Origin of the sequence: Foliimonas ilicis, assembly GCF_039939195.1 — a bacterium.
GTDB lineage: Bacteria > Pseudomonadota > Alphaproteobacteria > Rhizobiales > Rhizobiaceae > Foliimonas > Foliimonas ilicis.
Map to the genome: position 1 here is coordinate 39,888 of NZ_JBDUUH010000012.1, position 12,525 is coordinate 52,412.

Genomic DNA, 12,525 nt, shown 5'->3' on the forward strand with positions numbered 1-12,525 from the left:
TGAGAATATGTGCGTTCAGGAAGCCGAAGGTGTGGCAGCCGTCTGCTCCGGCGAAGGCGCAGGCGTCGGTGCAACCGTCTCGACCTTGCGGGCCCGGCGGCGATCCTTGCCGAGACCGGTAATCTCGAGCATGCCCTTGCGCTTGGCGTCGTAATAATAGCCGGTCTGGTAAAGCCGGTCGGCGCGGTCATGATTGCCGTCTGCCACCAGATAGGCGCCGCGCAGGTATTTCACGGCATATTTGAGGTTGGTTTCGGCGTCCAGCAAACCGCTGGCCGAGCCAACATAGCCCATGCCCTTGGCGGTCTGGTGCTTGATCTGCATCAGGCCCCAATGGCCGCGATTGTAAGCTTGCGGACGGAAATTGCTTTCGCGCTTTACGACGCGGCGCACGAGTTCGACCGGCACTTCATAGACCTGCGCATATTTCGAAATGAGTTGATCCAGATTGCCGCCACCGCCTGCAGCAGGTGCAGCATAGGCTGAAGCTGCAATTTCCTGGTTAGGATACGCGACCTTGCTTTCGGCGGATGCGAATTGCGAAACCGGAAGGATCGCAACCGTCTCAGGCAGATCAAGTTGAATGTCGTTTTCGGTAGGTGCCAGGCTTGCCGACACATCGCCATTGGTCGTGCTGCAGCCACTGAGCGCAAGCAAAGAAAGCGCTGCTCCGGCAACAAAATTCACGGTAGAAATGTAACTTGGAAATGCAGGCAAACGGCCGCTCGCTTCCGAATATCTGGTCTCGCCCCGGCAGATTCATTACATCAGCAAAAGCCCGCAGGCAATCCGTTCATTACACAGAGGTAATGTTCATGATTTGTACTTGGCGTAAAAGCTGATATGCTGGGGTGAGGAATCGAACATGTCACATCAGTCTACAAAAGCCCCGGTCACCGGCAGCGCGGTCTTCGAGACGACGCTTGGCTGGGTGGGCATTGCCTGGAGCGACGAGGGCCTCGCCCGCCTTCAATTGCCCGAAAGCGATCGAGCAGGCACAGAACGAAGGTTGGCGCGAACCAGCAACGGCGTTGCTGCCAGCGAACCACCGCCGAAGATGGCGCTCCTGATTGGCAAATTGCGCGACTATGCAGCGGGTCGGCAGGTTGCCTTCGACGATTTTCCGGTCGATCTGTCCGGCATCGATGCGTTTCGGCTGGCGATCTATGACGCCGCTCGAAAGCTGAAATATGGTGAAACCGTCACCTATGGAGAACTGGCCTCACGCGCCGGCCATGCTGGTCTTTTCCGTGAGACGGGTCAGGCGCTGGGCGCGAACCCGGTGCCGATCGTCGTGCCGTGCCACCGCATTCTGGCCGCAGGCAATCTTATCGGCGGCTTTTCGGCGCCCGGCGGCTCGACGACGAAGGAACGCCTGCTCCTGATGGAGGGCGTACGCGTCGGCCCGCCACCCTCGCCTCAGGCGTCGTTCGCTTTCTGACTGGAGCAATTCCAGTAAAAGGGTGAAGCGGTTTTGCGTCCGGAATTGCGTCCTGTTCCTAGCGACGGCGCCACCAATCATCATAGTCAGGGCGTTCGCATTTATTCACGCGGCACGAGCGGGCATCGTTCGTCGGCACATAGGCCGGCACGGACACTTCGCCATATTCGCAGAAGCGGTTATCCGAGACATACCGGCCGTAGAGCGGCAGGCTTGGATTGCGCGTCGATTGATAGCGAAGAATGGCGGCTCCCTCGCCCGCCACACGTGACTGAACCGCATCGCAGCTCATGCTGGTGGTGACGTAACGGGAAATGGCTTCGGCCTCGCCGGACATGACGAAAAGTGCGGCAAAACCTGCCAATGGAATTGAAAAGCGCATCATGGCGTTCTCCTCGATGACCAGATAATTAAGCCAACGATTCACGAAAGAAAGCAGTTTCACGCTTTTGTGCAACTCGTTCGAAAAGGGTTTCAAACAGGCGCTGGTGATGAACCATCTTGTTTTTGACCCCAAAAGCGCTTATATGCCGTCCATTGATATTTCGGCCGATCGATATAGTGGCCCCGCGGTTCCGCGTTCGCTGACGTCTATCTCCAAAATCTCGATACCAAGTCGGTTATCCGACAATTACTAACGTTGCGAATGCAAGAAGGACTAGCGAAATGGCAACTGGAACAGTTAAGTGGTTCAACGCAACCAAGGGCTTCGGCTTCATTCAGCCTGACAATGGCGGCGCGGACGTATTCGTCCACATCTCCGCTGTTGAACGCGCTGGCATGTCGAACCTCGTCGAAGGCCAGAAGGTCAACTTCGAAATCGAACAGGACCGCCGCACCGGCAAGTCCGCAGCTGGCGCCCTCAGCAAGATTGGCTGATTTGGCGGCACGTCTCTGAAGGGTTAAACCTTCAAAACAGGATGTGCCTCACCAGACAATGCGCGCGCAGAACTTCGGTTCGAGCGCGCGGCAAGTCACGGATGTACTGGCGGCCGCGTTTTTAAGCGCCGCGCTCAGGGTAGAAATTCAAAAGCCTATGCAGCATATGCCTGCGGCCTTTTGAAAAGACCCTAAGTCAGTCTACTGAAACGGAAGGCGGGATAACATCCCGCCTTTTTGTTTGCCTGAAAGCAAGTCTTACCCGATCCACTGCATCGGAACATGCCCCGGATCGGCCGTCACCCGCTCGAGCCAGGCCAAAATATTCGGATAATCGGCAAGCACGAAGCCGCCCGCGCCCGCATCATGGGTGTACGCGTAAAGCGCCAGATCCGCGACGCTCAATGTCTTTCCGGCAAAGAAATCATGCGATGCCAGATGCACGTCCATCACGCGCAGCGCCTTGTTTCCGCGTTCCAGCGTTACCGCCAGCCGCTCCGGCGTCGCATTCTTCATCTTTTCGGGGATCGTCAGCAGCGCGCGCCGCACCGCGATGTAGGGTTCGTGGCTATACTGCTCGAAGAACATCCATTGATAGGCAAGCCCGCGCTCATAAGCATCGCCCGGCAAAAACTGCGTACCCTCGGCCAGATAGAGCAGAATCGCGTTGGATTCGGCCAGAAGCCGTCCGTCTTCCAACTCCAGCAAAGGCACCATGCCATTGGGGTTTTTCGCCAGAAATTCGGGAGACTGGGTCATGCCGTTTTGAAAGTTCGCCTCGATATGGCGAAACGGTTTTCCGAGCTTGCCCAGAAGCAGGCGCGGCTTGTAGCAATTGCCGCTATTCGTCATGCCGTAAACGGTGATCATCGCGCGCTCCTCCTGATAAAGCTTCTATGTAATTGAAACCATTACATTGTGACGATGCATTTCGGTTATTCCACATTGCGGTTGTGGTTGGTGTACCGTTGCGTTCAGCGCGGCCTGCGGCATCACAGGAGAAGAGTTTAGATTGTCCCATTCCATCGAAGAGCGAAACTATCGCAGGCGATCCTTTGTAGCCGACACTTTGGCGCTCATCGTATTTTTCACGGCTACCGGCATTATCAATGAACGCTTCATCGCTGGAATGACTTGGGAGCAGGTCTTTCACGCTCGACTTCTAGGCGCCGTACTCATGGTTCCAGTTGGCCGGCCTTACGGGGTCTGGCGCGATTGGATGATGCGGCATGCTCGCAAAAACCGGTTCTCTCAGTTGCTTTGGGATAGTCTGGCTCTCGTGAGCTTTCAGGTTCCCATTTACGCGACCATAATTGCCGTTAGCGGTGCCACCGGAGGCGGCTTGCTGCGCGGCATCCTTGGTGCAGCGGTGATGATGCTTGTTTTGGGGCGTCCATATGGAGCGTTTCTCAATTACGTAAGAAGCATGTTTGGCCTCCCACCCGGAGGAGAAAAACCGATGTCGCTGAATACCTAATATCGAAAAGGAACCAGCTTCTTTCGCCCGCCGAGCATTTCATCGATGTCCAGAACGCCCTCGTCCATATCCGATCCAACAGGCGCGAAATCGGCCAGAAACCGGCCCTGGACCTGATCGGCACCGGCATCCAGTGCGATCCGCAATTGGCCGGCGTTTTCAATGCCTTTGACCAGCACCGTGATCCCATCGTTGCGCATCGTTCCGACAAGCGCGTGAAACAGCGAAATCGTCGCTTTATTGCGGCAGATATCTGCAAAAAACCGCGTGCTTATGCGCACAATGTCCGGCGCAATGCGCGGCAGAACTTCCATCACGCGCGGCTCTTCGCCGAAATTGTCGAGTGCTATCAGAATGCCATCTGCCCGAAGCGTCTCGGCCAGAGATTCCACACGGCTTGTATCAGCATTGCCAATGTCGAGCATCGCACAGCCGAAACGGGGCGGCTCGAGTCCCAGCTCGCCCAGCATCCAGTTCAAGCCGCGAAAATCAGCCAATCTGCGTTCCACCCCGCCATCCTCGGCGTTGCAGCGCATCAACAAGCTCAACCCTTCCAGCCCCAGATTGGAGAAGTTCGCCGTTTCCAGCGTCGCTTCGACATTCTTGGCCATTTGGCGCTCGTCATCGTTCAGAGATGCCGGAAACTCTTGCTCGCCACATGGCTCACCAGCCCGAAACGCCTTTGCTGCATGCTCGACGGCGCAGATTTCAAGCGAATGCCGGTGGCATTGAAAGATCGGCTGATAAAAGCTTCTCAGTTGAAAATTACGGATTCTGGCGGTCTGAACGCCGATCTCGTCGATCGAGATCGCGCATTCCGCAGCACCGTTCCGATCTGCACCCTCCGGCATCAGACCGCTTTTCGGCCGAACCGCTTGGTCTTCTTGCCGCCTGGTTTGGATGGATCGTTGTCGTCGGTCGCAGGAGCAACCGGCTTTTTCTTCTGAAGGCCTTTGGGCACTGCCCGAAACTGATGCGGCACCAGCGCCGGGCGCGCCAGAACGAAGCCCTGCACCATCGACGCGCCGGATTTTTCAGCGAGTTCGAGCTGCCAATTCTCTTCTATGCCTTCGAAAACGGTGCGGATGCCCTGCGCTTCGAAACGCTCGACCATCGTGGTCAGCAGCGAAAATCCCGGCCCGGATTCCATCAGGCGGGTAATCCAGTGGGAATCGAATTTCACCACATCGGGGCTGAGCGACCTGATGCGCTGCAGGTCGGATTCTTCTGCGCCGTAATCGTCCACGGCAACGCGAAATCCGTGTTCCTTGAGCGATTTGACGAAGCCGCTCAGAGCCTCGGGCGAAGCCGATTTCTGCTCCGTCACCTCGCACACGACGCGCTCGACGCCAATTCCGGTTTCCTTCAGCACGACGAGCATATCGTCGAGCGCTGCGTCGCAAATATCCAGATCCTTGAACAGCGACGGATCGAAATTAACATAGACGGCAAGATCATCGGGCAGAAAGGTCGCCGCATTCATCAGATGCAGAGTCCGCGACAGGGTCTCGACGTTCAGCCGTTCGTCTTCGGGAATACCGGGAAAAAATACAGCAGGCGAAATTTCCTCGCCGCCCCGGAACGGGCGCAGCAGGCCCTCGAAGGCGACCATTTCGAGCTTGCCTTTGGTGAAGGAGAATATCGGCTGGAAAGCGCTTCGAAGCTCGTAATGCGCCCAAAAACCGATGACGGACCCGTCATCCTGTCGGACGATTTTTGTTAGCCCGATACTACGCGACACGATCCTTGATGCTCCGCAATCAGGGCTGCTTATGGACCGCGACCTTAGACGGCAACGATTTATCCGGCGTTAACGGGAATTGTTGGTCCACGCAAGGCCCGCGCCCCGGAAACTCTTGCGATTTTGCCTCCGATGGGACATTAGAAACGCGGTCGCAGACCGCGGCCGCAACCCTCCAAGGAGTTTACCTGCCATGGCCTTTCTTGCCGACGCCCTTTCCCGCGTGAAGCCTTCTGCGACGATCGCCGTCACCCAGAAAGCGCGCGAGTTGAAAGCGAAAGGCCGTGATGTCATCGGTCTTGGTGCGGGCGAGCCGGATTTCGACACGCCGGACAATATCAAGAATGCGGCAATCGACGCGATCCGCCGCGGCGAGACCAAATATCCGCCGGTTTCTGGCATTGTACCGCTGCGCGAGGCAATCGCTGCTAAATTCAAGCGCGAGAACAATCTTGATTACAAGCCGGAGCAGACCATCGTCGGCACCGGCGGCAAGCAGATTCTGTTCAACGCCTTCATGGCGACGCTGAACCCCGGCGACGAGGTCATCATCCCCCGTCCATACTGGGTCAGCTATCCGGAGATGGTGGCAATCTGCGGCGGCACGTCGGTCTTTGCCGAAACCTCCATCGACAACGGCTTCAAGCTGACGGCAGCAGAGCTGGAAAAGGCGATCACGCCGAAGACCAAGTGGCTTCTGATGAACTCGCCGTCGAACCCGTCCGGTGCTGCCTACACCGAAGCGGAACTGCGCGCGATCGCCGATGTTCTGCTCAAGCACCCGCATGTCTGGACGCTGACCGATGACATGTACGAACACCTGACCTATGGCGATTTCGTCTTCAAGACGATCGCCGAGGTCGAGCCGAAACTCTACGACCGTACGCTGACCATGAACGGCGTGTCGAAAGCCTATGCCATGACCGGCTGGCGCATCGGTTATGCCGCTGGTCCGGTCCAGCTCATCAAGGCGATGGACATGATCCAGGGCCAGCAGACCTCCGGCGCCTGCACCATCGCGCAGTGGGCCTCGGTCGAAGCGTTGAACGGACCGCAGGATTTCATCGCCAAGAACAAGGCGATCTTCCAGAACAGGCGCGACCTCGTCGTCTCGATGCTCAACCAGGCGCGCGGCATCACCTGCCCGTCGCCGGAAGGCGCCTTCTATGTCTATCCATCCTGCGAAGGGTTGATCGGCAAGAAGACGCAAACCGGTACGGTCATCACCGATGACGCAGTCTTCACCTCCGAGCTTCTGGAAGCGGAAGGCGTTGCTGTCGTTCAGGGTTCGGCCTTTGGCCTCGGCCCGAACTTCCGCATTTCCTACGCCACTTCGGAAACGCTCCTCGAAGAAGCCTGCAACCGCATCCAGCGCTTTACGGCGTCTCTGGTCTGATCCGAAACAGCCGGTCGCAACACTGCTTGCGGCCGGCTTTCCGCTTTTAAAAGCGGCGCTACTCCAGCCATTCGGTGGAAAACGCACCGGTCACATGCAGATCGGTCGTTTCCAGCCGCCCCGGCCCGAGATTTGAGAATTTGTGAGGCGTATTCGGCGGGCAAAACAGAATTTGCCCCGGAACACCCTCGACCTGCTGATCGCCTATCGTGAACAGCCCGCGGCCCTGACGTACAATGAATACCTGCGCGTAAGGGTGCTTGTGAAGCTTCGGCCCGCCGCCGATCTTGTCCGTCGTGAAGAACATGACAGACACATCGGCGCCATACTGGCCGCCTTCGAACTCGCCTTGCCAGACATCCGGCTTTTCTGCCCAGTCTTCCCTGTTCAGTATTCTTCCGCTCATGCGTACCTCCTCAACCGGTGAATTGCTCGTCGGAAACTTTCTCTAGCCAGTCCGCCGTCTTTCCATCCTGCGCTTCCTGCATGGCGATATGCGCCATCGCAGTATCCGGCCCAGCTCCGTGCCAATGCTTTTCGCCGGGCGCGAACCATATCGTGTCACCGGTCTTGATTTCCTGAATGGGTCCGCCCCAAGTCTGGACGCGACCTGCTCCCGAAACCACATGAAGCGTCTGCCCCAGCGGATGCGTATGCCACGCTGTCCGCGCGCCGGGCTCGAAGCTGACCAGAAGCGCGCGCAGGCGCGCCGGGTCTTCCGCCTCGATGATCGGCGTTTGCAAAACCCGCCCGGTGAAATAGTCGGATGGCGCAATTTTTGTCGGCACACTGCCGCAGGCGATGATCTTCATAATCGTTCCTTTCGCAAACCTCATCTATAGCCCAAGGCGGGCGCCCGGCACACCGGTTTGACGCCGATGCTCTTGCTCTGACGGCAAAGCCGTGTGACGATGTTTTCCGGCAGGGGCAGAAACATGTTCCGCCACCGCGACGGTCGTCAGGCCGGCCGCCGCACAAGGGAAAACGCCTTTAAGCGGAGGTCAGCACCATGGAAAGCCGTGCCGGAGGAAGACGTACGGGACCGAAATGCATTGCCATCGTCGGTCCCTTTGCCAGCGGAAAAACCACTCTTTTTGAAGCGATCCTTGCCCGAACGGGCGCAATTCCCAGACAAAACGCCGTCGCCTCGGGCAACACCGTGTCCGATCATTCTGCCGAGGCGCGCGCCCACGCAATGAGCGTCGAGGCCGTCTTCGCGACGACCGATTTCATGGGCGAAAGCATCACCTTCGTCGATTGTCCCGGTTCCGTCGAATTCGCCTATGAGGCCGATCCGGTTCTGGCCGCATGCGATGCGGCAATCGTCGTTGCCGAGGCCGACGAGAAGAAAATCCCTGCTTTGCAGCTCATCCTGCGCAGGCTGGATGATATCGGCCTGCCCCGCATCCTTTTTCTGAACAAGGTCGACAAGGCACAATCGGCAGTGCGCGACGTACTCAAGCTGCTTCAGCCGGCCAGCAGCACCCCGCTTCTGCTTCGCCAGATCGCACTCCGCAACGATGGCGTCATCATCGGCTCCATCGATCTGGCGCTGGAGCGCGCCTATATCTATCGCGAATACGCCGAAAGCGAAGTGGCAAGCATTCCCGACGACGACCGCGCGCGCGAACTGGAAGCGCGTTTTTCCATGCTGGAGACGCTCGCCGACCACGACGACCGCCTGATGGAGCAATTGCTTGAGGAGATCGAGCCGCCGCGCGATGCCGTTTTCGACGACCTCGCAGCCGATTTGCGCGACGGCGCGGTAACGCCTGTGCTGATCGGCGCTGCCGAAAAGGGCAATGGCGTGCTTCGCCTGCTCAAGGCCATCCGCCATGACGCGCCGGACGTTGAGGCCACGCGCCAGCGGCTGGGAATTGCCGATAGCGCCAATGCCATCGTGCAGATCATGAAGACGATCCACACCGCGCATGGCGGCAAACTGTCGGTTTCGCGCATTCTTTCCGGCAAAATCCCGGATGCGACCGAGCTTTTTTCAAGCGATGGCTCGTCTTCCAAAGTCTCAGGAATCTACCGTCTGCTGGGCAAGGACCAAGCGAAACTCGCCTCCGCGGCAGTGGGTGAAACAGTAGCACTCGGCAAGCTGGAAGGTGCCAGGACAGGCCAGACGCTGACCACTTCGAAGAATGGCCTGGCCGCCCTCGCCTCGCTTGAACAACCGCACCCCGTCTATTCTTTCGCGCTGCGCCCGAAAGAGCGCAAGGATGAGGTGAAGCTGTCCGCCGCCGTACAAAGGCTTGCCGAGGAAGACCCCTCGCTCGGCCTTTCCTACAGTCAGGGTTCGGGCGAAACGGTCATTTCCGGCCATGGTGAAATGCATCTGCGTGTGACCGTCGAACGCCTCGAAGGCCGCAATCAGATTCCGGTCGAGGGACACCCCGCGACCGTGCCTTACAGCGAAACGATCCAGAAAAGCGCCCAGCAGCGCGGACGCCATAAGAAGCAGTCCGGCGGCCACGGCCAGTTCGGCGATGTCGTTTTGGAAATCAAACCGCTGCCGCGGGGATCGGGCTTTCAGTTTACCGACACGATCACCGGCGGGGCGGTGCCGAAGCAATATATCCAGTCGGTCGAGAGCGGCGTTCGCGACTATCTGAAAACCGGGCCGCTCGGCTTTCCGGTCGTCGATCTTGCGGTCAACCTGTCAGACGGCTCCTACCATTCGGTGGATTCCTCGGACATGGCGTTTCAGATGGCCGCTAAAATCGCGATGAAGGAAGGCATGGCTGCCTGCGCACCCGTCCTGCTCGAGCCGATCCTGAAAGTCGATATATTCACGCCGACCGACGCGACGGCGAAGGTCACGGCCATCGTGCCGCAGCGGCGCGGTCAGATACTCGGCTTCGATGCCCGCCCCGGCTGGACTGGTTGGGACATCGTTCAGGCGACGATCCCGCAGTCGGAAATTGGCGATCTCATCATCGAATTGCGCTCGGTGACTGCCGGTGTCGGCAGCTACATTTCCTCATTCGATCATCTGGCGGAACTGACAGGGAGGCTGGCTGAAGAGGCATCGGCAATGCGAAGCAAAGCAGCCTGAAACTAACCGGGCGTCGCGAGCGTTCCTGACGATATGCAAAATGTGAAAGACCTTGAATTGCGCAACTTGTAACGAGGACGCAAATTAGGGCACGCTGCTTTCAAGCATTGGATCGATACATGGCCTACATTCACCGCCGCCCGTCATGGGCAATCGCAGAATCGCTCGCAACGCCCGAATCCGCATTTCTGAGCCGCCGCAGCCTGTTGCAGGCAATGGGTCTCGGCGCAGTCTCGGCAGGCATGGCCGCGACATTCGCCACAAAGGCGCTCGCGCAGGACGAAAAAGACCCGACAGCAGACCTCTATCCGCCGAAAAAGAACGAGGCCTATAAGCTCGACCGCAGCATCACGCCGGAAGAGATCAACGCGAACTACAACAATTTCTATGAGTATGGCTCGCAAAAGACGATCGCGGCGGACGCTCAACAATTGAAGACACGGCCCTGGGAAATCGAAATCGGCGGTCTGGTGGATGCGCCTATGACCATTGCATTCGACGATCTCGTACGCAAAATCCCGCTCGAAACCCGCCTCTACCGCCACCGTTGCGTCGAGGCATGGTCGATGACCATTCCGTGGAGCGGCTTCCCGCTGAAATCTCTGGTCGCGCTGGCCAAGCCGCAATCGGGCGCGAAATTCGTGCGTTTCGAAACCTTCATGGACCCATCCATGGCGCCGGGCCAGAACAGCTTCGTCTACCCCTTCCCTTATGTGGAAGGTGTCACGATGGCCGAGGCTTCGAACGACCTCGCTTTCCTCGTCACCGGCGCTTACGAAAAACCGTTGCTGAAGCAGTTCGGCGCGCCGATCCGGCTGGCGCTTCCTTGGAAGTACGGCTTCAAATCAATCAAGTCGATCCGCAAGATCGAATTCGTCGAAGAGCAGCCCGTCGGGCTATGGGAAGCGCTTCAGTCCAGCGAATACGGCTTCTGGGCCAATGTGAACCCCGAAGTCCCGCATCCGCGCTGGAGCCAGGCGCGCGAACGCGTGCTCCACACCGGAGAGATGGTGCCGACGCTGCTTTTCAACGGCTATGGCGAGCAGGTGGCCGACATCTACAAAGGCATGGATCCGGCCAACCTTTATATGTGACCTCAAAAAAAACGGCACCCGACGAATTCATCGAGTGCCGTTTTCGCGGTCTGCCTCGGGAGGCAGGCAGGTCCGCCGCATAGCCTGCACACATATTCATCACGCCTAAAAATAAGGCACCCGAACATGTAGAAATCTTGCCGGACGCGACGGCTGCCTAAGCCTGTCACGACCGAGTGATGCCCCCATCTCCCGAACGAACAACGCCGCGTCCTGCATCAAGCCATAGTGAATCGAACCGGAACCGCACGTTACAGCAGGTTACATGAGACCGTTACGAGCTGGATTTCGAAATTTTGGCAACAAAAAAGCCGGATCTGATAGACCCGGCTGAGTTTGATGGAGTTTGCCAAAAAGGCTAACCTCCAGAGGGGAACACTCACCGAACGCTAATGGGAGGAGAACGCGTCCGGGAGATGATGTTTATATCGGCCCTTTCTGCTTAAGAAACAAGCATGAAGCTTGCACATCTGCCATGCAAAAAGGCAGGGACTGTGGACCTATGACAATGCTCAATAGGCCCAGTTGCGCGCCTTGGCGATGATGAAGTCGCGAAAGACATGCAGCTTCGCCTGGTTCTTCATCGCATCCGGATAAGCGAAATACGTGTCGAAGGAAGGCACTTCGGTTTCCGGCAGAAGCTGAACCAGCCCGGAATCCTTGCTCACCACGTAATCTGGCAGCATGGCTATGCCCGCACCTGCCTGCACCGCGCGCTTGATCGACAGGATATCGTTGATCTGCAGTGTCGCGACGCGTTGCCCGCCATCGAAATCGCCGACCGTTTCCAGCCAGTTCAATTCACTGAGATGCGCCGGAACCGGCAGGCCGAACGTCACGATCCTGTGGTTTTTCAGATCACCGATGGATGCCGGTTTGCCATGCTTGGTGACATAGGATGGCGACGCATAGAGATGGAAATGCACCGTGAACAGGCGGCGTTGGATGAGGTCCGGCTGTTGCGGCTGGCGCAATCTGATCGCGCAATCTGCCTGGCGCATTGTCAGGTCGAGTTCTTCGTTCGCCAGAATGAGCTGCAACTGGATTTCGGGATAAAGCTCGACAAATTCCGGCACACGCTCGGTCAGCCATCCGGCACCAAGGCCAACTGTCGTCGTTACCCTCAAAACGCCAGAAGGACGATCCTTCGTCTCTTTCAGCCGCGACTTGATGGTCTCCAGCTTCATCAGCACGTCATGCGCCGTGCGGAAAAGCATTTCGCCCTGCTCGGTCAGTACGAGGCCGCGCGCATGGCGATGAAACAGCGGCACGCCGACATCATGTTCCAGCGCGCTTACCTGACGCGAAATCGCCGATTGGGAAAGGCGCAGCGTTTCTGCGGCGTGCGTGAAAGACCCGGCCTCCGCTGCCGCGTGAAAAACACGTAACTTGTCCCAGTCGAGTGCCATTCGGCCTTACTTCCCCTCATGTCGCGC

Annotated in this window: 14 protein-coding genes; 6 read left to right on the forward strand and 8 right to left on the reverse strand. The window is 58.0% G+C overall.

The window, feature by feature from the left end; genetic code table 11:
- Window positions 1-15 precede the first annotated feature (15 nt).
- Window positions 16-657 carry a lytic transglycosylase domain-containing protein gene (locus tag ABFT80_RS21995; RefSeq protein ID WP_347974105.1) on the reverse strand — a complete coding sequence of 214 codons (642 nt, stop codon included), beginning with the start codon at window positions 655-657 and terminating at the stop codon, window positions 16-18.
- A gap of 208 nt (window positions 658-865) precedes the next feature.
- Here ABFT80_RS21995 and ABFT80_RS22000 point away from each other — a divergent pair, with 208 nt between their 5' ends.
- Window positions 866-1,441, forward strand: coding sequence for a methylated-DNA--[protein]-cysteine S-methyltransferase (locus tag ABFT80_RS22000; protein WP_347974106.1), 576 nt, complete (start codon window positions 866-868; stop codon window positions 1,439-1,441).
- A 58-nt stretch (window positions 1,442-1,499) separates the two neighbouring features.
- Here ABFT80_RS22000 and ABFT80_RS22005 read toward each other — a convergent pair whose 3' ends face one another.
- Window positions 1,500-1,826: a hypothetical protein gene (locus ABFT80_RS22005; RefSeq protein ID WP_347974107.1), complete on the reverse strand. Its 327-nt coding sequence runs from the start codon at window positions 1,824-1,826 to the stop codon at window positions 1,500-1,502.
- Window positions 1,827-2,107: 281 nt separating this feature from the next.
- On the opposite strand from ABFT80_RS22005, the gene ABFT80_RS22010 reads away from it, so the two are divergent.
- Window positions 2,108-2,320 (forward strand): cold-shock protein, encoded by a 213-nt coding sequence (locus tag ABFT80_RS22010; RefSeq protein ID WP_347974108.1) that lies wholly within the window; start codon window positions 2,108-2,110, stop codon window positions 2,318-2,320.
- A gap of 258 nt (window positions 2,321-2,578) precedes the next feature.
- Here the strand turns inward: ABFT80_RS22010 and ABFT80_RS22015 are convergent, their stop codons facing one another.
- Complete coding sequence (locus ABFT80_RS22015) at window positions 2,579-3,190, reverse strand: glutathione S-transferase family protein (protein ID WP_347974109.1); 612 nt, start codon at window positions 3,188-3,190, stop codon at window positions 2,579-2,581.
- A gap of 142 nt (window positions 3,191-3,332) precedes the next feature.
- Here ABFT80_RS22015 and alaE point away from each other — a divergent pair, with 142 nt between their 5' ends.
- Window positions 3,333-3,797, forward strand: coding sequence for an L-alanine exporter AlaE (gene alaE / locus ABFT80_RS22020; protein WP_347974110.1), 465 nt, complete (start codon window positions 3,333-3,335; stop codon window positions 3,795-3,797).
- Here alaE and ABFT80_RS22025 read toward each other — a convergent pair.
- The gene (locus ABFT80_RS22025; RefSeq protein ID WP_347974111.1) at window positions 3,794-4,648 is read right to left on the reverse strand and encodes an EAL domain-containing protein; all 855 of its coding nucleotides are present in this window, start codon (window positions 4,646-4,648) and stop codon (window positions 3,794-3,796) included. The genes alaE and ABFT80_RS22025 overlap by 4 nt on opposite strands.
- Complete coding sequence (locus ABFT80_RS22030; RefSeq protein ID WP_347974112.1) at window positions 4,648-5,538, reverse strand: EAL domain-containing protein; 891 nt, start codon at window positions 5,536-5,538, stop codon at window positions 4,648-4,650. Before ABFT80_RS22030 ends, ABFT80_RS22025 begins: the two co-directional genes overlap by 1 nt.
- A gap of 193 nt (window positions 5,539-5,731) precedes the next feature.
- Between ABFT80_RS22030 and ABFT80_RS22035 the strand changes: the two genes are divergently transcribed.
- A complete protein-coding gene (locus ABFT80_RS22035) occupies window positions 5,732-6,934 on the forward strand; it encodes a pyridoxal phosphate-dependent aminotransferase (RefSeq protein ID WP_347974113.1) in 1,203 nt (400 codons plus the stop codon).
- A gap of 58 nt (window positions 6,935-6,992) precedes the next feature.
- On the opposite strand, the gene ABFT80_RS22040 is transcribed toward ABFT80_RS22035, so the two are convergent.
- Window positions 6,993-7,340: a cupin domain-containing protein gene (locus ABFT80_RS22040; protein ID WP_347974114.1), complete on the reverse strand. Its 348-nt coding sequence runs from the start codon at window positions 7,338-7,340 to the stop codon at window positions 6,993-6,995.
- A 10-nt stretch (window positions 7,341-7,350) separates the two neighbouring features.
- Window positions 7,351-7,746, reverse strand: coding sequence for a (R)-mandelonitrile lyase (locus tag ABFT80_RS22045; RefSeq protein WP_347974115.1), 396 nt, complete (start codon window positions 7,744-7,746; stop codon window positions 7,351-7,353).
- Between the two features lie 197 nt (window positions 7,747-7,943).
- Here ABFT80_RS22045 and ABFT80_RS22050 point away from each other — a divergent pair, with 197 nt between their 5' ends.
- Both ABFT80_RS22050 and msrP read left to right on the forward strand, forming a co-directional pair.
- Window positions 7,944-9,995 (forward strand): elongation factor G, encoded by a 2,052-nt coding sequence (locus ABFT80_RS22050; protein ID WP_347974116.1) that lies wholly within the window; start codon window positions 7,944-7,946, stop codon window positions 9,993-9,995.
- A 119-nt stretch (window positions 9,996-10,114) separates the two neighbouring features.
- The gene (msrP, locus tag ABFT80_RS22055) at window positions 10,115-11,089 is read left to right on the forward strand and encodes a protein-methionine-sulfoxide reductase catalytic subunit MsrP (RefSeq protein WP_347974117.1); all 975 of its coding nucleotides are present in this window, start codon (window positions 10,115-10,117) and stop codon (window positions 11,087-11,089) included.
- Window positions 11,090-11,601: 512 nt separating this feature from the next.
- Here the strand turns inward: msrP and ABFT80_RS22060 are convergent.
- On the reverse strand, window positions 11,602-12,498 hold the full coding sequence (locus ABFT80_RS22060) for a LysR family transcriptional regulator (protein ID WP_347974118.1): 897 nt from the start codon (window positions 12,496-12,498) through the stop codon (window positions 11,602-11,604).
- Between the last annotated feature and the right edge of the window lie 27 nt (window positions 12,499-12,525).